Origin of the sequence: Actinomadura sp. NPDC023710 (assembly GCF_040639875.1) — a bacterium.
GTDB lineage: Bacteria > Actinomycetota > Actinomycetes > Streptosporangiales > Streptosporangiaceae > Spirillospora > Spirillospora citrea.
On record NZ_JBFAGB010000036.1, the window covers coordinates 1 to 18,838 of the forward strand.

General features: G+C 73.0%; 17 protein-coding genes. 8 read left to right on the forward strand and 9 right to left on the reverse strand.

Annotated features, from left to right (window positions below; all coding sequences use genetic code 11):
* Nucleotides 1-114 precede the first annotated feature (114 nt).
* On the reverse strand, nt 115-1,227 hold the full coding sequence (locus tag AB0H37_RS33335) for a DUF2637 domain-containing protein (RefSeq protein WP_360616805.1): 1,113 nt from the start codon (nt 1,225-1,227) through the stop codon (nt 115-117).
* Nucleotides 1,228-1,492: 265 nt separating this feature from the next.
* Nucleotides 1,493-2,176, reverse strand: coding sequence for a dioxygenase (locus tag AB0H37_RS33340; protein ID WP_329089041.1), 684 nt, complete (start codon nt 2,174-2,176; stop codon nt 1,493-1,495).
* 239 nt (nt 2,177-2,415) lie between these two features.
* Here AB0H37_RS33340 and AB0H37_RS33345 point away from each other — a divergent pair, with 239 nt between their 5' ends.
* The 5 genes from AB0H37_RS33345 (at nt 2,416) to AB0H37_RS33365 (ending at nt 6,497) form a co-directional block, all read left to right on the forward strand.
* Nucleotides 2,416-3,459 (forward strand): helix-turn-helix domain-containing protein, encoded by a 1,044-nt coding sequence (locus tag AB0H37_RS33345; protein ID WP_360616806.1) that lies wholly within the window; start codon nt 2,416-2,418, stop codon nt 3,457-3,459.
* Between the two features lie 185 nt (nt 3,460-3,644).
* Complete coding sequence (locus tag AB0H37_RS33350) at nt 3,645-4,433, forward strand: DUF427 domain-containing protein (protein ID WP_329089045.1); 789 nt, start codon at nt 3,645-3,647, stop codon at nt 4,431-4,433.
* A gap of 78 nt (nt 4,434-4,511) precedes the next feature.
* Nucleotides 4,512-5,141, forward strand: a complete 630-nt coding sequence (locus AB0H37_RS33355; RefSeq protein WP_179835798.1) for a LysE family translocator — start codon at nt 4,512-4,514, stop codon at nt 5,139-5,141.
* Nucleotides 5,142-5,190: 49 nt separating this feature from the next.
* Nucleotides 5,191-5,895 (forward strand): Crp/Fnr family transcriptional regulator, encoded by a 705-nt coding sequence (locus AB0H37_RS33360; RefSeq protein ID WP_229810390.1) that lies wholly within the window; start codon nt 5,191-5,193, stop codon nt 5,893-5,895.
* A 35-nt stretch (nt 5,896-5,930) separates the two neighbouring features.
* Nucleotides 5,931-6,497, forward strand: coding sequence for a TetR/AcrR family transcriptional regulator (locus AB0H37_RS33365; RefSeq protein ID WP_179835797.1), 567 nt, complete (start codon nt 5,931-5,933; stop codon nt 6,495-6,497).
* Here the strand turns inward: AB0H37_RS33365 and AB0H37_RS33370 are convergent.
* From AB0H37_RS33370 to AB0H37_RS33380, 3 genes are all read right to left on the reverse strand, one after another.
* Nucleotides 6,489-8,159 carry a ubiquinol-cytochrome c reductase cytochrome b subunit gene (locus tag AB0H37_RS33370; RefSeq protein ID WP_329089052.1) on the reverse strand — a complete coding sequence of 557 codons (1,671 nt, stop codon included), beginning with the start codon at nt 8,157-8,159 and terminating at the stop codon, nt 6,489-6,491. The two genes, AB0H37_RS33365 and AB0H37_RS33370, sit on opposite strands and share 9 nt — an antisense overlap.
* A gap of 138 nt (nt 8,160-8,297) precedes the next feature.
* Nucleotides 8,298-8,954 carry a hypothetical protein gene (locus tag AB0H37_RS33375; RefSeq protein WP_360616807.1) on the reverse strand — a complete coding sequence of 219 codons (657 nt, stop codon included), beginning with the start codon at nt 8,952-8,954 and terminating at the stop codon, nt 8,298-8,300.
* 185 nt (nt 8,955-9,139) lie between these two features.
* A complete protein-coding gene (locus tag AB0H37_RS33380; RefSeq protein WP_360616808.1) occupies nt 9,140-10,393 on the reverse strand; it encodes a hypothetical protein in 1,254 nt (417 codons plus the stop codon).
* A gap of 212 nt (nt 10,394-10,605) precedes the next feature.
* Here AB0H37_RS33380 and AB0H37_RS33385 point away from each other — a divergent pair, with 212 nt between their 5' ends.
* Both AB0H37_RS33385 and AB0H37_RS33390 read left to right on the forward strand, forming a co-directional pair.
* Nucleotides 10,606-11,145: a DoxX family protein gene (locus AB0H37_RS33385; protein ID WP_360616809.1), complete on the forward strand. Its 540-nt coding sequence runs from the start codon at nt 10,606-10,608 to the stop codon at nt 11,143-11,145.
* Between the two features lie 51 nt (nt 11,146-11,196).
* Nucleotides 11,197-12,015 (forward strand): acyl-CoA thioesterase domain-containing protein, encoded by an 819-nt coding sequence (locus AB0H37_RS33390; RefSeq protein ID WP_229810388.1) that lies wholly within the window; start codon nt 11,197-11,199, stop codon nt 12,013-12,015.
* A gap of 49 nt (nt 12,016-12,064) precedes the next feature.
* Here AB0H37_RS33390 and AB0H37_RS33395 read toward each other — a convergent pair whose 3' ends face one another.
* From AB0H37_RS33395 to AB0H37_RS33410, 4 genes are all read right to left on the reverse strand, one after another.
* Nucleotides 12,065-13,921: a carbohydrate-binding module family 20 domain-containing protein gene (locus tag AB0H37_RS33395; protein WP_360616810.1), complete on the reverse strand. Its 1,857-nt coding sequence runs from the start codon at nt 13,919-13,921 to the stop codon at nt 12,065-12,067.
* Between the two features lie 146 nt (nt 13,922-14,067).
* Entirely contained in the window at nt 14,068-15,123 is a 1,056-nt protein-coding gene (nrfD, locus tag AB0H37_RS33400; RefSeq protein ID WP_360616811.1) for an NrfD/PsrC family molybdoenzyme membrane anchor subunit, read from the reverse strand.
* The gene (locus AB0H37_RS33405) at nt 15,120-15,932 is read right to left on the reverse strand and encodes a 4Fe-4S dicluster domain-containing protein (RefSeq protein WP_229810407.1); all 813 of its coding nucleotides are present in this window, start codon (nt 15,930-15,932) and stop codon (nt 15,120-15,122) included. The genes nrfD and AB0H37_RS33405 overlap by 4 nt, the downstream gene beginning before the upstream one ends.
* 185 nt (nt 15,933-16,117) lie before the next feature.
* Nucleotides 16,118-17,092, reverse strand: a complete 975-nt coding sequence (locus tag AB0H37_RS33410; protein ID WP_360616812.1) for a PaaX family transcriptional regulator C-terminal domain-containing protein — start codon at nt 17,090-17,092, stop codon at nt 16,118-16,120.
* 77 nt (nt 17,093-17,169) lie between these two features.
* Here AB0H37_RS33410 and AB0H37_RS33415 point away from each other — a divergent pair, with 77 nt between their 5' ends.
* Nucleotides 17,170-18,771 (forward strand): benzoate-CoA ligase family protein, encoded by a 1,602-nt coding sequence (locus tag AB0H37_RS33415; protein WP_360616813.1) that lies wholly within the window; start codon nt 17,170-17,172, stop codon nt 18,769-18,771.
* Nucleotides 18,772-18,838: the final 67 nt, after the last annotated feature.

Genomic DNA, 18,838 nt, shown 5'->3' on the forward strand with positions numbered 1-18,838 from the left:
GCCCATCTCGGCGGCGTCGCGGCCGCGATCCGCGGCCGTTACCGGGAGGCCGCGGAACGGTTCGGGCACGCCGCGCGCCTCGGGCCGGTCCGGAACGCGTCGACGGGCGCGGGGTCAGACGCGCCAGGACTGGACGAGCGCGTCCAGCGTCACCTGGTCGTAGACGATGCCCTGGGCGCTCAGCTCCTGGGCGACCAGCTCGCCGTCGCCGTGGTGCTTGGCCAGCAGCCGGTACACCGCGTACGGGAACCAGTGGTTGTCGCTGATCCGCTGGATCTCGGCCTCGTCGCAGCGGTAGCCCTCGGCCCTGACCTCGGCGAGCGTCGCGGCGACGTCGCCGTGGCGGCGTTCGAGGATGTCGATGACGAGGGACCGCAGGTTCTCCGGCGGGGGCCCGGCGGGCGCGGCCTCCTCGGAGGCGGCGCGGTAGGAGCTGCGCCCGTTGAGGCTGCCGCGCGACGCGGCGCTGACCACGGCCAGCTCCGGCTCAGGCTCGGGGGCCGGCGCGGGCGCGGGCTCGGGGGCCTCGGTCGCGGCGGGGGCCGCGGCCGGAGCGGAGGCGGCCGGCGCGGCCGGGGCGGCCTCGCGCGCGGGCGCACCCTTGGCCTCCGCCCTGCCCGGGGTCCCGGACTCGATCGCCTTGCCGGAGTACCCGGGCACCTGGATCTGCGGGAACGGGCCGGTGTTGCGCAGCGGCATCAGCGTGATCTGGTTCAGCGTGACCGGCCCGGCGATCGCGCGCGTCTGCGGCTCGGGCTGCTTGGCCTCCTCCTCCTCGGTCTTCTGCGACACGTACCGGTGCAGCGTCCGCAGCAGGACGAACAGGCCGAGCATCGACACGATCGGCGGGACCGCGGCGGTCGCCTGGAAGGAGAAGGTCTTGTGGCCGACGTGGCCGACGTTGAAGATGAGGCTGGCCGTCCAGCCCGCGAGGGCGATGGTCAGCGGCAGGCAGAAGTCGAGCCAGCTCATCAGGGCCCGGCGCTTGATGACGAAGGCGTCGATGGCCAGCAGGAACAACCCGAGTTCACCGACGATGATGAACAGGTCGACCAGCAGGGGGAACGACTCGGCCTTCCAGCCCCGCAGGCCGTGTTCCAGGGCCCAGTGGTAGAGACCGGCATAGGACTGGGCGAAGCCACCGGCGGTGGCGGTCAGGACCGCGGCCGCCATGAAGGCGATGGCCCCCCACCGTGTGATGACCTGTGCCCGGTTGGCAGCGCTCATGCGGCGTGTGCTCCCAGATTTCTCACAACTAAAAGTGATCGGTGGGAGACTATCCATTCCTTTGCCGTTTCGTGGGCGATTCGCATCACGTCTCGGTCCCGTTCCCCGCGAAACGGCGGGGCGCGCCGGGGGAACCTCGCAAAAAACCGCAGGCGGGAGCCACCGCAGCGTCATAGCGGGAGCCCCCCGCCAAGGCGCGCCGGCGCCTTGGCGGGGGGCCGGGATTCCGCGGGAGCGGTGACGGAATCCGGCCGCGGAACCCCGGTCAGGGCACCTGCAGGACGAAGTCGAACTTCGCGGTGCGTCCGCTGGGACCGGTCTGGACCTTCATGAGCAGCGCGGGGTCGTAGAGCATGTCGGAGCTGTTCCGGGGCTCGTTCGGGAAGTACAGCTGCGTCGTCAGGATCTGCCGGTAGGGGGCCTGGGCCTTGACGTGGATGTGCCGGGTGCGGCCGGGGTAGAGGCCGGGCACGATCGTCGTCAGGGTGAATCGTCCCGACGCGTCCGTGTATTGATGTCCACGTAGCGTATAGCCGTAATTGTCGTAATTGCCGTAATAGTCCGCCTGCCAGAAGTCGAGCAGGGCGTGGGCCACCGGCCTGCACGACGTCGAGTAGACGATTCCGGACACGGTGAGGGGCGTCCCCGGCATGCCGGGCGTCACGATCGACGCGCGCTCGGGGGAGCCGGGCTTGAAGTAGGGGCCCTCCATCTGCGAGTGCGTCGGGGAGTCGTCCCCGTCGTCGCACTTGGGCGTGGGGGTGAGCGGCTGCTGCTCCGTGCGGGCCTGCGCGGGCGCGGCCACCGCGGACACGGCGGTGGGCAGCGCGAGCGCGCCGATGCCCGCCGCGCCCGCGGCGACGATGAAGTTCTTGCGGCTGAGGCCGTTCTCCTGGCCGTCGCCGGCACCGGGGTGGCCGGTGCCGGTTTCCTGCTCGTCCGCTGGCATGGGGTTCCTCTCGGGGGTCGTCCGGGATCTTCCGGTTGGCGGGGCTCCCTGGGAGTCGAGTCCGCGACATGTATAAGCCTCCGGGGAGGGGGCGGTCTTGCCGCTGCGTGCCGTGACTTTGGCGGCGAGTGCCAAAGCCCGCCCGAAGCGTCGTGCTGACTCGCTCATTGACCTTCCTGACGCGCCGTAGAAGCCTTGCGGGTGGCGTCCGAGACCCGCCCGCCGACCGGAGGAGCGTCATGCCCACGCTCGTTGACACCTCGGACCACCCTGCCCGCGACCAGGCGGACTTCTGGCGCCACCTGATCAGCTCGGCCTTCGGGCCGTTCCACGTGCAGCCGCGCCTGCCCGGCGGGTTCGCCGCCCGGCTGAGCGGCCGGGCGCTGGGTCCGGTGGAGACCGGCGAGGTGTACGCGCCCGCGCACGCGGTGCGGCGCAGCGCCCGGCAGATCGCCCGCGACACCCGCGAGTGCTACAAGCTCGGCCTGGTGCTGCGGGGCTCGTGCGTGCTGCGGCAGAACGGCCGCCGGGCCGTGGTCGGGGCGGGGGACGTGGTGTTCTACGACCTCACCCGTCCGGTCGAGATCTCCTTCGACGCCCACCACATCTTCACCGTCGTGATCCCGCACAGCGCCGTCCCGCTCCCGCAGGAGCGCCTCGCCGCGTTCGGCGGCACCCTGCTCGGCGGGCGGGCCCGGACCGGGCGGCTCGTCTCGTCCTTCCTCGGCGCCCTGGCCGAGAGCGGCGCCGAGGACGCCGGCGGGGGCGACGCCGCGAACGGCGCCGGGCCCGCCGCGGGGGACGGGGCCGCGGCCGACGACCTGGTCGGCACGGCCGACGGGATCTACGCCCGCCACCTCGGCGGCGCGCTGGTCGAGCTGGTCACCGGCGCGGCCGGCGAGTGGCTGGGCGCGCCCTCGTGCCCGTCGCCGGAGGGAGCGGAGATGCTGCGGGCGATCGAGGAGTGGATCGAGGCGCGCCTGCACGACCCGTCGCTGAGCCCCGCCGCGATCGCGGCCGCGCACCACATCTCCGTCCGCCAGCTCTACCGGGTGTTCGCGCCGACCGGGACGACCGTCGCCCGGTACGTCCGGACCCGCCGCCTGGAGCACTGCCGCCGCGAACTCGGCGACCCGTTCCTCGGCACGCAGCGGATCGGCGCGATCGCCAACCGCTGGGGCCTGCCGGACGCCGCGGCCTTCAGCCGCGCGTTCCGCGCCGCCTACGGGCAGACGCCCAGCGCCTACCGCGCCCGCACCACCGGCATCCGGCGTGACGCCTAGCGCCGACGAATCCCGGCCGGGTGCGAATCGATTCCCGTATCAAGGGAACGCGAAGAGGAGGACCAGCAACGCGATGGAGGACGCGAGGGGGGCGCCGCCATGCCACGCCGGGAAAGCCGCGCCGTGGTGAACTGGAGACGATGCCTACCGGCGTCGAATAGTCAGGCAGTCTGAGGAGCCGCGCCATGTCCTTGACCATGCAGCCGGGCCCGCTCGCCGGTTCGCCCGGCGACGAGGTCAACTTCACGATCGATGGGCCGGCGCACCGGTTGTTCATGCACGACTTCCCGCGCCGGGTACGTGCCCGGTTCGCGGGGGAGACGGTGCTGGACACCGAGCGCGGGAAGTTCTTGCACGAGACCGGGCTGCTGCCCGTGCTGTACGTCCCCGAGGAGGACGTGCGCTCCGACCTGCTGGAGGAGACCGCCCACACCACGCACTGCCCGTTCAAGGGCGACGCCGTGTACTGGACGGTACGCGTGGGCGACCGGGCGGCCGAGAACGCGGTCTGGGGATATCCGGATCCGAAGCCGGAGTCGGCGTGGCTGCGCGGGCACATGGCCTTCTACTGGGGCCGGATGGACGCCTGGTTCGACGAGGACGAGGAGGTCCACGGCCATCTGCGCGACCCGTTCCACCGCGTCGACGCCCGCGCCACGTCCCGGCGTGTGCGGGTGCTGCTCGACGGCGAGGTCGTCGCCGAGACCGGGCGGCCGAAGCTGCTGTCGGAGACCGGGCTGCGCAACCGGTACTACATCCCGGCCGAGGACGTCCGCCGCGACCTGCTGACCCGCAGCGAGAAGCGGACCTTCTGCCCGTACAAGGGCGAGGCGACGTACTGGTCGCTGGCCGGCGCCGAGGACGCCGCCTGGTCGTACGAGGAGCCCCTGGAGGACGCGGCGAAGATCGGCGGATACCTGTCCTTCGACCACGAGGCCCTGACGATCGAGCCCCTGCCGCCAGGGCCGGCCTGACGCCCAGGGCCGGCGGCGCGTGGACGCCGGAGCGTAATGCACTCGCGGAGCGGCGGTCTCCTGCCGCATGATTTCGGCATGGTCGATACCTCCCTTTATGCGGCGTTCGTTGTCGCCGCCCTCGCGCTCTGCGTCACGCCCGGCCCCGACATGATGTTCATCGTCGCGATGGGCGGGCGCGGCGGCCCGGGCACGGGCCTCATGGCCGCGGCGGGGGTCGCCACCGGCGCACTGACCCACGCGGTCGCCGCGACACTGGGCCTCTCCGCCCTGTTCACCGCGCTGCCGGCGCTGTACCACGTGCTGCGCTGGGCCGGTGCCGCCTACCTGCTCTACCTCGCGATCAAGTCGTTCCGGGACCGCGGCGAATCCGGCGAGGAGGACGCGGCCCCCGTCGGCCCGGGGCGGCTCCGCGCGTTCTGGCAGGGCGTCGTCACGAACCTGCTGAACCCCAAGGTGATCCTCTTCAACATCGCCTTCCTGCCGCAGTTCGTGAACCCCTCCATGGGGCATCCGATGGTGCAGCTGCTCGTCCTCGGGGTCACCCTCGTCCTGATCGGCCTTGCCGTGGACGGCTGCGTCGGCCTGCTCTCCGGCCGCCTCGCGAACCTGCTGCGGCGCAGCCGCCGCGTCGCCCGCGCCCTGAACATCTTCAGCGGGACCGTCTTCACGGGGCTCGCCGTGCGCCTTATCGCCGTCCCCAAGTGAGGGCCTGCGGGTTTACAGTTCAGGTAACCCTGAGCAAAGGAGGCGGCTGTTGGTACCGTACGCGGCGTCCTCTCCGCCTTCCGCGTTCTGGTCGGCGCTCGAACCCGAGCAGCGCACCGCTCTGCGCAACGCCGCGCGTCCTCGCACGTTCCCGGTCAAGGCGCCGCTCGTGTACCAGGGCGACGAGTCCGACCATGTGATCATCATCGAGCGGGGCTGGGCGAAGGTGACCTCCGCGACCGAGGACGGCCACGACGTGGTGCTGGCCGTGCGCGGCCCCGGCGACCTGCTCGCCGAGAGCGCGGTGCTCGGCGGGCGGCCGCGCGCCGCGACCGTCACCGCGCTGGCCCCGATCCGCGCCCTGGTCGTCCCCGCGGCACGCTTCACCGGGTTCCTGGACGCGCACCCGGACGTGTGGATGCTCGTCACCGGCACCTTCGTCCAGCGCATGGACGACTCCGACCGGCGGCTGACCGCCCACATCACGAGCCGGGGCCCGGAGCGCCTGGCGTCCCTGCTCGCCGACCTGGCGGAGCGCTCGGCCCACCACGCCCCGCCCGCCGAGGACGGGTCGATCGAGATCGGGCCGCCGCTGTCGCAGGAGGAGCTCGGCAGCTGGATGGACGCCTCCCGGGAGACCGTCGCCCGCGCGCTCAGCGGGCTGCGCCGCGAGGGCCTGATCCGCACCGGCTGGCGCAGGATCACCGTGGTGGACCTGGCCCGCCTCCGCGCGTTCGCCAAGGAACAGGACTGACGGCCCGCCCGTCCTCCCGCCCTAGGATCTCGGGCATGAGCGGTGACGGCTACCACCATGGCAACCTGAGGCGCGCCGTACTCGACGCCGCCATCGAGGCGATCGCCGAGGCGGGCCCGGCGACGTGGAGCCTGCGCGAGCTGGCGCGCCGCGCCGGGGTGTCGCACGCCGCGCCCGCCCACCACTTCGGCGACAAGGCCGGCGTGCTGACGGCCGTCGCCGCCGAGGGGTACACGCTGTTCGCCGACGCCCTGGAGGCCGCCGGGAGCGACCTGCACGGCGTCGGGCTCGCCTACGTGCGGTTCGCCGTCGAGCACCGGGTCCACTTCGAGGTCATGTTCGCGCCCGCGCTCTACCGCCCGGACGACCCGGAGGTGGCCGCCGCCCGAGACCGCGCCGGCCGGGCCCTCGCCGAGGGCGTCCGCGGCGCCGCGCCCGGCCGTGCCGCGGGGGACCGGACGGCCGGGATCGCCGCCTGGTCGATCGTGCACGGCTTCGCCCACCTGTGGCTGAGCGGCGCCCTGCGGGACCTCGGCGACGACCCCGTGAAGGCCGCCGACCCGGTCATCCGCCTCCTGTTCGAGCGGCCCGGGTCAGCGTGACGCGGCCTTCTCCTCGATCGCCGGCCGCTCGCCGTCGGATTCGACCGGGCGGCGTTCGGGGACGGCGGCCAGATCGGCCCGGAAGCGGCGGTTGAGGGCGGCGCGCATGCGTCCCATGGCGGTGCGGCCGCGGGGGCTGTCGATGCCGTCGACGGGCGGCGGGACGTCCAGGTCGGCGGCGGGGGCCGGGCGCGGATCGGTGATCGCGGCGATCGCCTCGTCCGGGAGCGGGCGCTCGACCTCGCTGAACCTCCCGTCCGGCGACTGGCGGATGACGCCGGTCTCCAGGCCGTGCTGGGCCAGGCCGAGGTCGCGGTGTTGCAGGCCGACGCAGATCCGGTAGGTGACGACGTAGGCCAGCACCGGTCCGAGGATGATGAGGAAACGGAAGAACCACGTCGTCCAGAACAGCGAGACGTCGAACTTGTGGGAGAGGACGTCGTTGCCGCCCGCGAGCCACAGCGCCCCGTAGAAGACCACGCCGCCGACGCCGATGCCGGTGCGCGCCGGGACGTCGCGGGGCCGGTCCAGCAGGTGGTGGATCTGCGAGTCGCCGGTCACCCAGCGTTCCAGGAACGGGTAGACGGCCAGGCCGGTGAAGAGCAGCCCGGGCACCACGAGGGCCGGGACGACCACGCTCATCGCGACGGTGTGGCCCCAGGCGCTGATCTCCCAGGACGGCATGATCCGCAGCGCGCCCTCCAGCCAGCCCATGTACCAGTCGGGCTGCGACCCGGCGCTGATCGCCCCGGGGTCGTAGGGCCCGAACAGCCAGATCGGGTTGATCTGGAAGAACGCGGCCAGCAGCGTCGTCACGCCCAGCACCCACAGGAAGAACGCCGTCGTCTTGGCGATGAAGACCGGGAAGAACGGGTAGCCGCGGACGGTCGTGTTCGAGCTGCCCTTGCCCGGGAACTGCGTGTGCGTCTGCCGCCAGGTCAGCACCACGGCGTGCAGCGGGATCAGCGCCGCCAGGATGCCGGGGATCAGCAGCACGTGGATGACGTACAGGCGCGGGATGATGTCGGTGCCCGGGTACTCGCCGCCGAACAGGAACATCACCGCGTACGAGCCGACCAGCGGGATCGACGCGAGCACGCCTTCCAGGATGCGCAGGCCCGTGCCGGAGAGCAGGTCGTCCGGCAGCGAGTAGCCGAACAGGCCGTTCAGCATCACGAGCATGAACATGGCGATGCCGATCAGCCAGTTCAGCTCGCGGGGCTTGCGGAACGCTCCGGTGAAGAAGTTGCGCAGCATGTGCACGAGGATCGAGCCCATGAAGATGAGCGTCGACCAGTGGTGGATCTGCCGGACGAGCAGGCCGCCCCGCACGTCGAAGCTGATCTTGAGTGAGGAGGCGTACGCCTCGCTCATCTCCACGCCCTTCAGCTTCGTGTACGAGCCGTTGTAGACGACCTCGTGCATGCTCGGCTTGAAGAACAGCGTCAGGTACACCCCGGTCAGCAGAATGATCACGAAGGAGTACATGGCGATCTCGCCGAGCAGGAAGGTCCACTGGTCCGGGAAGGCCTTGCGCAGCGCCTTGCGCGCGAATCCGGTGGTGCCGAACCGCTCGTCCAGCGCCCGAACCGTGACGTCCACTCCCTTGGGCGGCCTCCGTGTGCCGGCCCGCGCCCCGCCGGGCGCCGTCGTTCCCGCCATCGTCCGCATCCCTCCGTCGCGCTCTGGGCAGTCGCGCTTCTGGGAAAAAGACCGACCTCGGCCGGAAAATGTGACATTCCTGGATGTGGACCGCGTCACACGGCGGGGCGTTGACGCGCCGTCTCGGGCGGGCGGGGGTCAGGGCGCCGGGACGGCGAGCCTGCCGCGGCGCAGGTAGCGCGGACGCCAGCGCGCCCGGTAGCAGAGCCGGATCGGCGGCGGGAGCAGCCCCAGCACGGCGCGGCGGGTGCCGTCCGGGGCGCCGTCGAGCAGCCAGGGCAGGAACACCCCGAGTCCGCGAAGCCCCAGCCCGCGGCGGAACTCCACGTCGAAGGTGCCCCACTCGAACGGGGTGAGGGCCTCCTGGATCAGGGGCAGGGCGTTGGACTCCTTGAAGTCCAGCAGCGCGTCCACCGAGGCCCGCAGGTCGCGCGCGTACCCGGCGAACGCGGCGCGGTCGCGGTGCTCCAGCGCCGCGTCCACGCCGTCGATCAGCGGGACGGCCTTCAACGCCAGCGCCGCCATGGCGTCGAGGACCACGCCGATCCGACCGGGCCCGTCGGCGTCCTTGGCGTACATGACCGTCCAGAGGGCGTTCTTCTCGGCGCGGTCCTGGAGGCTCCAGTGGGAGGTGAACAGGGACCAGGTGCTCGCGGCCGGGGCCCAGCCGAGACCGGAGCCGGGCCGGGCGGCGGTCCGCGCCGCCGCCGTCTCCAACCGGGCCGCGTCGCGGCGGAAGGCGTCGTAGGCGGCGTACAGCATCGTCAGGTCGAACTTCCTCGCCACGCTGTCCATGCCGCCTCCCACGCTCTCCGCGCTCGCGCCGTTCACAGAGATAGAGGGGCGGTACGCGCCCGGATGTGACGCGATACGGAGCCTGACTTTGTGTGATCTGCCCCACGGGCGACGGGATATGCGGGGGAGAGGGCGGTGCGGCCTGCCGGACGGCGGGCGCCGTCGCCGTCCGGCCGGGCCGCCCGTCAGGTCACCGGGTTGTCGACCAGGTAGACCTTCGGGGACGGCGCGTCGCACGTCGCGGGGGCGGCGCCGGGTGCGCCGTCGAAGGACAGTTCGGCGGCGGCCGAGCCGAGCCCGACCGAGACGCTCTCGGCGCCGGAGGAGGGGGTGAACGGGCCGGCGGTCAGCGTGCCGGTGCCGGGCAGCGGCACCGTGATCTGCCCGTCGCGCACGAGCGGCGTCCTCGGGATGGCGATGCCGCCTGCGGGGATCACGTTCTGCCGGGCCGGCGTGCCGCCCTCCACCTCCAGGTTCAGGGCGGTGACCGTGCCGGACACCGAGCCGTAGCCCTTGTCGACCAGCCGGTTCACCGTACCGGCAGGGATCACCAGCGCGCCGCTCGCCTCGGTGAAGGAGAACGAGCCGCCCCGCCTGGCCACGAGCGGGATGCGGGCGCCGACCGCGATGCCGACGTCGAGCGGCTCGCCGCCGAGGGTGCACCTGTACGGGGCGTTGATGATGCCCACCAGCTCGTTCGACTTCGGCTCGGGGAAGTTCAGCGGGGCACCGGAGATCTTGGCGGGCGGCCGCCCCGGCGCACCGCCGACGCCGATCGTCAGCAGCGCGTTGCCGGCCGACGGCTTGCAGTCGGCCGTGATCGGCAGGCTGAACCCGGCCTGCGACTTCAGGTCCACCTCGGCGAACGCGTGGTCGAAGGCCAGCGTGACCTTGCCGCCGTCGGGCGCCTTGTACGGGCCGACGTCGAACGTCCCCGACAGGGGCAGGCCGACCTTGAGGGGCTTGCCGGCCTCGACCGGGATGTCCTTGATCTCGAACGGCTCGTCCTCGGCGATGTTGATGGCCGAGGGCGTGGAGTCGCTCGCGCCGATGGTGAGGTCGGTGACCCGGGCGTCGGCCCTGGTGATCCCCAGGATCGGGGCCAGTGCGGTCAGCCACTCGGGGAAGGTGATGCTCCCCGAGCCCTGGGTCAGCCAGAACTCCTGGCCGGGCCCGAGCTGGACGGGCGCCACGCCCTGCACGTCCACGTCCGTCGGCAGGTAGAACACCGGCAGCCCGGCGAGCGCGATCGTGCAGCCGATGGGCAGCTTGAACCGCCCGGTGTCGACGCCGATCCCGGGCACGTCCTGCGGGGGGAGCGCGTGCGCGGCGGGCGCCTGGACGAGGGCGAGGGCGAGGGCGGCGGCGCCCGCGAGGGCGGCGAGGCCGCGGCGCGGCCGCCCGCCGGAGCCCGGCGCGGCGGAATGTCGGAATCTCATGGGGGCATCCCTTCAGAAGTACGTTCCTGTGCTGATGGGTGCCGACATGGTGAACCCGGCCGTCCGGGACGCGATACGGAGGGCGTTGAGGAAAGCCGCGCCGTGATTGGCAGCCGCGCATACAAAGGGCTGACCACCCCGAGGGAGTGTTGACCACCCGCCCGTTCCGGTACGTTGCTGGACGTTTCCAGCGCACGAGGAAGGGGCCGGGCATGGCTGTCGACGCGGCGGGGGCGGACATCGCCTCCCTGGTTCTGCGGGTGTCCGTGGGCGGCACGCTGATCGCGCATGGCTGGAACCACGCGTTCGGCGGCGGGAGGATCGAGGGCACGGCGGGCTGGTTCGCGTCGATGGGGTTGCGGCCGGGGCGGCTGCACGCGTTGATGGCGACCGTCACCGAGCTGGGTGCGGGCGTCCTGCTGCTGCTCGGGCTGCTGACGCCGCCGGCGGCCGCGGGAGCGGTGGGCACGATGGCGGTGGCGTTCGTCATCGCCCATCTCCGCAACGGCTTCTTCATCTTCCGCCCCGGGCAGGGCTACGAGTACGTCGTCATGATCATCATGGTGGCGTGCGCCCTCGGTGCGCTCGGCGGCGGCGCGGTCTCCCTGGACCGCGCCCTCGGAATCGAGGACGACCTGTCGGGCTGGACGGGCCTGGCCGTCACCACCCTGGCCGGGGGACTCGGCGCCGCCCTGCTGCTGGCCGCCTTCTGGCGTCCCGGCAAGCGCCCCGCCGAGACGCCGGAGGGCTGACCGCGGTGCCCGCCCGGCCGGACCACGCCCGGGTCGGATAACGTCACGAGCGTGCGACCCTCGATCTCCGAAGAGCCCGAAGCGCGGTCGGAATCCCTTCATTCCGTCCTGGACCTGCTGGACCTGGAAGAGCTCGACCGGGACCTCTACCGGGGCGCCCTCGTCTTCGACGACCCGTACCCGCTGTACGGCGGGCAGGTCGCGGCGCAGGCGCTGCGCGCGGCGGGCGGCACCGTCCCGGAGGGGCGGCTGCCGCACTCGCTGCACGGCTACTTCCTGCGCGGCGGCGACGCGGCCCGGCCGACGATCTTCCGGGTGGACCGGGACCGCGACGGCCGCTCGTTCTCGGCGCGCCGCGTGGTGGCGCTGCAGGGCGGCGAGGTCATCTTCAACATGTCGGTGTCGTTCCAGCGGCCCGCCGACGACGAGGACCGGCAGGTGCACCCGGCGCCGCGGGTCCCGGGGCCGGAGAACCTCCCGGCCTCCCCGGTCCCGCGGCTGTTCTCCATGGAGAGCCGCGTGCCGCCGCAGCCCTACGAGGCGGCCGACTTCCCGACGCGGCTGTGGTCGCGCTGCACCGTGCCGCTGCCGGACGACGACCTGCTGCACGCGTGCGTGCTGACGTACCTGTCCGACATCTCCAGCGGGCTGATCGCGCTGCACGACGGCGCCGCGCGGTCGGGGTCCAGCCTCGACCACGCCGTCTGGTTCCACCGGCCGGTCCGGATGGACGACTGGGTGCTGATGGACCTCGTCCCGCAGACGGTCGCCGCCGGGCGCGGCTGGTACACCGGAACGATCCACACCCGGGACGGCGTGCTCGTCGCCAGTCTCACGCAGGAGACCCTCTTCCGCACGCCGCGCTCCTGACACGTGCCGGGGCCGGCCTCCGCCCGCGCGGAGGCCGGCCGCGCGGCGGCTATCGCCAGGTGTCGTCGGCGGTGCGGCTCGACGTGCCGGTCGTGTAGGTGCGGTTGGCCCCGCCCTCCCACGTCACGGCCCCCGCGTCGGTCTTCTTGACGTACTTGTATTCGATCTTGGTGTTGGCGGGCAGCGTGACCGTCCCGTTCCAGACCGGGTAGCCGGACGGGGACAGCCTGACCGCTTTGGCCGTGTCCCACGAGCCGAGCGCCGGGGTGTCGCCGACGAGGTAGACGCTCGTTCCCCAGGTCGTGGAGGCGGTGACGTTGAAGGTGTCGGAGACCGTTCCGGGGTCGGAGGTGGGCGGCTGGGTCTGCCCGGACCGGGCGTCCACGTGGATCGCGACGGCGCCGCCCGCGGGGATCGTCACGGTCGCCGTCCCGCCCGACACGGTGACGGCGGTGCCCTGGCAGCCGCTCCCACCGAGGCCGCCGGTGATGACGTCGCAGTAGACGCCGTCCGCGAGCCCGGTCCTGTAGGACGCGGTGGACGGGCCGGCGGAGTCGTTGAAGCCGATCCAGCCCTTCGAGCCGCGGCTGAACCCGATGACGTTCCCCGCGGTGGCCGTGAAGTTGCCGACCGCCGTGGCGGACGCTGTCGCGTTGTGCCAGCCGACCATGCCCTTCATCCCGGTCGAGCGGGTGAGGCACTGCCAGCCGTTCGAGCAGTTCGCGCCGGTGACGAACCCGCGGGAGTCGGCGGGCGGCGACTGCCCGGCCGACGACCAGGTGAACCCGTCGTACACCGATGGCCTGCCGTAGGGGTAGGCCAGCAGGAAGTAGGTCGCGAGGGGGTAGTCGGAGCCGTTCTTGTAGTTGAGCGTGGACCCGTCCCGCTCGGTGTCGTGGTTGGTGATCATCGTGTGGGTCCGGGAGCCGTCCGCGTCCAGCGACCAGGACGGGATGCCCGACAGGTTCGACAGCGTCCCGTTCTGGAACTGCGTCTTCAAGCCCTGGGCGTAGGAGAAGCCGAGCACGTCGCCGTTCGCGGTGAAGGCCGACGGCCTCAGGTCGGCCGCGGTCGACCCTGGGACGATCTCCTGTGCGATGTAGGGCGCCCTGCCCTCGGCCGTGGTGGTGTGCAGGGCGCTCTTGACGGCGGCGAAGTCGCCCTGGGCGATGTGCTTGGCGGCGTCGACCCGGAACCCGTCCACGCCGAGGCCGATCAGGTCGTTGAGATATCCGGCGATCTTGTCGCGCACGTAGCCGGACTGGGTCTTCAGGTCCGACAGCGAGACCAGTTCGCAGTTCTGCACCTCTGAGGTGTTGTTCCAGTCGTCGATGCCCGCGTCGTCGTCGTTGCAGTACCCGTCGTTGGCGTGGTGGAAGTCGCCGTACCCGTAAGGGACGGCCGGGTAGGCGAACCCGCCGGGATCGAAGGTCGACCCGCCGTAGGCGGTGTTCACCGTGTTGTTGTGGCCCGCCATGTGGTTCACGACCGCGTCCACGTAGACGCGGACGCCCGCGTCGTGGCAGGCGGTGACCATGGAGGAGAACTGGGCGCGGGTCCCGAGCCTGCTGGTCAGGCCGTAGGAGACGGGCTGGTACACCTCCCACCACGGGTGGGGGCCGTCGTTGGTCGAGGCCAGGCTGACCGACTCGGCCGGCGGCGCTACCTGCACGGCCCCGTACCCGGCGGGCCCGAGGTGCTCGGTGCACGCGGCCGCGACGGACGGCCAGTTCCATTCCCAGAGGTTGGCGGTGACGTCACTGTCGTTGAGGGAGGCGGCGGCACTGGCGGGACGGTCGGGGAGCAGGGCGGCGACGGGCGCCGTCCCGGCGAGGACGAGGAGGCCGGCGGCGAGCAGCGACCGGCGGCGGGGGGCTCTTGCGCGTGGGGCGTCGTTGGCAGACATTCGGCGAACTCCTGTCACAGGGCGCCTGGCGGGCGCCTGAAGGGGTGGGGGACGGCCGTCCGCGAGCAACGCGAGAATGCTCTCTTCTTGCAATCAGGTCAAGAGCTTGCGCAAGGTTTCAATGAACTTGCAGAAAGACGGCAGTCTCAGGAGGCGGATGCCGCGTCGCGTCCGGCGAGGCGTTCCCGCTGGGGAACGACGGTGTACTTGGGGTCCTCGGCCGACTGCACGCCCGCGTGGAAGACGCCGAAACGCGTGCAGGCCGAACTCGCCAGGAGGGCCGCCCCGCTCAATGCCGCCGCGGTCCGGCTGCGCCCGCCGAGCAGGACGCAGCCCGCGGTGCCCGCGGCGGAGAGGATCTCGCCCGCGCGCATGTAGGCCCCGCCCCTGCCGCGCTTGTACGGTTCGGCGGCCGGCCCTGCCCGGCGCTCCAGCACCTTCGCCGCGGCCAGTTCCAGGCCGGCGCCGAGCACGGCGGCGGTGCGCATCGGGGCGTTCTCCCGGACGGGCGCGGCGACCAGCGCCATGCCCGCCGCCGCGGCGGCGGCCGAGCCGACGAAGACGAACGGCAGCTCGCGGTGCGCCTCGTGCCAGGCGGGGACGGCGGTGTCGGCAGCGAGCACGGCGGTGTAGGCGGCGACGGCAGGGCCGAGCACGGCGGCTCCGGCGGTGGCGGCGCGTCCGAGGCGCGGGAACAGCCCGGTCACCTCCAGCGCGGCGGCGGCGCCCGCGGAGGGGCCGTATGCGGCCAGCAGCCAGGAGCCGACGCTCATCGGCGACGTCGGCTTCATGACGCGCAGCATGTTGTAGAACCGCTCCGGGCGCCCGAGGTCGTGGACGAGCGCGGCCGTGGACCCGCAGATGGCGGCCAGCGAGGAGATCTTCAGCGCCCGCGCGGCCGCCGGCCGCCCGGTGAGCTGGGCGCCGGCGGCGAGCACCGACCCCGCGCCGGCCAGCCCGCCGAGGAAGAAGTACCCCGCGACGTCGAAGGACTTCCACACCGGCGGTTTCAGGATGGGCCTGCCGTAGTAGGAGGTGAACTCGGCCTCCGGCACCATGGCCTTCTCGCCGCGCCCGCCCCGGCGCCCTCCGCGCCGTCCCCGGCCGCGCCGTCCCCGGCCGCGCAGCCCCTTGCCGATCTGGGCCTCCCGGCCGGGCCGTTCGCCGCGCACGCCCTCCTTGCCGACCTCCGACGAGCTCATCGCGCGCCCCCCTTGCGGCCGTGCGCGGCGAAGACGGCGGCGAGCCCGCCGAGCAGCGTGGCGGCGGCGACTCCGGCGTGCCGCCACATGGACGGCAGGTCGCGCGTGGTGACGACCGGGTCCGGTGGCAGCCCGTACACCTCCGGCTCGTCCAGCAGGAGGAAGAAGGCGCCGTCGCCGCCGACGCCGTCGTCCGGGTCGTGCCCGTAGAGGCGCGCGTCCTCGACGCCCAGGTCGTGGAGCTGGTCCACGCGCAGCGCGGCCCGCTCGCGGAGCTCGTCCAGCGGGCCGAACTGGATCGAGTCGGTCGGGCACGCCTTCGCGCACGCGGGTTCCTGCCCCACGCCGATCCGGTCGTAGCACAGGGTGCACTTCCAGACCCGCCCGTCGCCCTTGCGCTGGTCGATGACCCCGTACGGGCAGGCGGGCACGCAGTAGCCGCAACCGTTGCAGATGTCCTGCTGGACGACCACCGTGCCGAACTCGGTGCGGAACAGCGAGCCGGTGGGGCACACGTCGAGGCACGCGGCGTGCGTGCAGTGCTTGCACACGTCGGAGGCCATCAGCCAGCGCATGCCGCCCGCGCCCGGCGGCGCGCCGTGGTCGACGCCGGTCTCGTTCTGGCCGATCGGCTTGCTCTGCTCGATGAACGCGACGTGCCGCCAGGTGTCGGCGCCGAGGCCCTGGGTGTTGTCGTAGGACATGCCGGTGAACTCAAGGCCGTCCTCGGGGACGGCGTTCCATTCCTTGCACGCCACCTCGCACGCCTTGCAGCCGATGCACACCGACGTGTCGGTGAAGAACCCCATGCGGGGCGGGTGGTCGGCGTAGCCGGAGTCGGCGGCGACGTCGGGATCGGCTCCGGCGAGCAGGTTCCGCCCTATCAGGCTGCCCATTTCCACGACTCCCATCGACGACACCGGCCCCTACCCGACTTCCCGGGGACGCGTCGCCTACACCCCGTCCCGCCGGGTCCCGGGGGCGGCGGGAGCCGTCAGGCGCTCATCGCCTTCCACTGGCGGTCGGCGACGGGGCGCCAGGTGTCGTGCCGCTCGTGGAAGAGCGCGACCGCCTGCGCGCCGCTCCAGTCGTCGGGCAGGAGCGCCGCCGGCAGGCCGGGGTCGAGGAACGGGAACCGGCGCCATTCCTGGACGAGCCTGGTGTGCGCGGCGAACGTCCCCGGGTCGTCGGCGGGACGCAGCGCGCCGACGGCGTCGAGGAAGTCCTCGTAGGCGAGCCCGATCTCGTCCAGGTCCCACGCCTGGCGCGCCACGCGCCGCGCCTCGGCCAGGTCGCCGAGCCGCCCGGTGAACAGCGTGGAGCCGTCCGCGACGCCGATCCCGGCGAGGACCTCCCGGACCTCGGGCTCGCGCTCGGGGTGCGGGCTGACCCACACGCCGGGGGAGAGGTTGCCGAGGCCGCTCCAGGCGAGCCGGGTCCGCAGCAGGTGGCGCAGGCGGCGGCTGGTCTCCGGAACGGTGGCGAGGACGAGCAGCCAGCGCCCGTCCCACGCGCCGACCGGGCGGCCGAAGCCGTAGATCCGCTCGGTGCCGTCGGTGAGGAGCCGCTCCCCGGACGGGGTGAGCCGCCAGGCGGTGCGGCGGCCGTGCCGCTCACCGGCGAGCCAGCCCTCGCCGGCGCTGCGGGCGAGCGCCTGCCGGACGGCCTTCTCCTCGACGCCGAGCTGCCCGAGCGCGCGCAGGAACGTCGCCGTCCACACCGGCTCGCCGCCGGGCAGGACGAACTCGCCCAGCACGGTGAGCAGGAGCGACCGCGCGCTCGCCGCGCCGAGTTCGCGCCGGCGCCGGAATCTCGGTTCCGGATGCGCCGCGTCCTCGCCGGTTCGGGCCATGTGCTCCTCCTCCGGGCACTGATGGGCGCGCCCGTCCAGCCGCGGGGTGGCAGGGACGCCGTCCAGTATCGCGCGGGTCCGGCCCGGGTTCCGCGCGGGTACCGCCCAGACTCTCATCGTTCCACAAGTCTATTGACTAGCGTTTCGTCTATGTAGAGCATTGGGGGCACGGTTCCCGGCGAGGGGAGACCTCGATGACCGCTGAAACGGCGACCGCACCGGTCCCGCCCGACACCTTCAACGCTTCCGACTACCTGCTCCGGACGGCGTCCGGGCCCGACGGCGGCCGGGCGGCGCTGACCGGTCCGGGCGGTGATCTGAGCTACGCCGAGCTCGCCGAACTGGCCGGGAACATCGCCTCCGGCCTCGAACGCTGGGGGCTGCGCGCCGAGGAGCGGGTGGTGCTGTTCATGGCCGACGGCCCGCTCATGGCCGCCGCGATCCTGGGCGCGATGCGGCTCGGCGCCGTTCCGGTCCCGGTGTCGACGATGCTGACGGGCCCCGAACTCGGCGGCCTGCTGGCCGACGCGCGCGCCAGGGTGCTGCTGGTGAGCGACCGGTTCGCGGTCGCCGCAGAGGCGGCCCTCACCTACGCTCCGGGCGTCCGGCGCGTGGCGGTCGAGGGGGACGCGGCGCTCCGGGCCCCGGCGGGGGTGCGGGTGGACCCGTTCGAGGACCTGGTCCGCGAGGGGCGCGCCCACGGCGGCGCGCCGGCGGAACCGTACGCGACCTCGGACGACTCCAGCGCCCTCTGGCTCTACACGTCCGGGACGACGGGCCGGCCGAAGGGCGCCGTGCACCGGCACGCCAACATCCGGCACGTCGTGGAGACCTACGGCCGGCAGGTCCTCGGCATCCGGCCGGACGACCGCTGCTACTCGGTCGCCAAGCTGTTCTTCGCCTACGGGATCGGCAACTCGCTGTTCTTCCCCCTCGCCGCCGGCGCGACCGCCGTCCTGGACCCGGACCGCCCGACCCCGGCCTCGGTGGCCGGGCGGCTGGCCGAGTACCGGCCGACCCTGTTCTTCGCCGTCCCGACCTTCTACGCCGCGATCCTCAACGCCGAGGTCCCGGTGGAGGCGTTCGCGTCCGTCCGGCTGGCGGTGTCGGCGGGGGAGCCGCTGCCCGCCGAGCTGTGCCGCCGCTTCACCGAACGGTACGGCGTGGAGATCATCGACGGGATCGGCTCCACGGAGTGCCTGCACATCTTCCTGTCGAACCGGCCCGGCCGGGTCCGCCCGGGGACGACGGGCACCGCCGTCCCCGGCTACGAGCTGCGGGTCGTCGACGCCGCCGGGGCCGACGTCGGGCCGGGGGCGCCGGGCTCACTGCTGGTGAAGGGCGAGTCGATCGCGACGGGCTACTGGTGCCGCACCGAGACGACCCGGAAGGTCTTCCAGGGGGAGTGGCTGCGCACGGGCGACACCTACGTGGTGGACGAGGACGGCTACTACACCTGCCTGGGCCGGACGGGAGACATGCTCAAGGCCGGCGGCATCTGGGTGTCGCCGGCCGAGGTGGAGGGACGGCTGCTGGAACACCCCGCGGTGGCGATGGCCGCCGTCGTCGGGCTGCCGGACGCCGACGGCCTGGACAAGCCGGTCGCCTGCGTCGTGCTCAAGGAGGGCGCGACCGCCGAGCCGGCCGAGCTGATCGGGTTCTGCCGGGCGGGTCTCGCGTCGTTCAAGCGCCCCCGCGAGGTGCTGGTCGTGGACAGGCTGCCCACGACGCCGACCGGCAAGCTGCGCCGCTTCGCCGTCCGCGAGCTCGCCTCGGCCCTGCTCGCCGCGCCCTGACCCGGTCCCGGGGCCGCTCCCGCCCCCGGCGGCCGGGCGACTTGAAGTGCTACAAAGTCTTGACGTA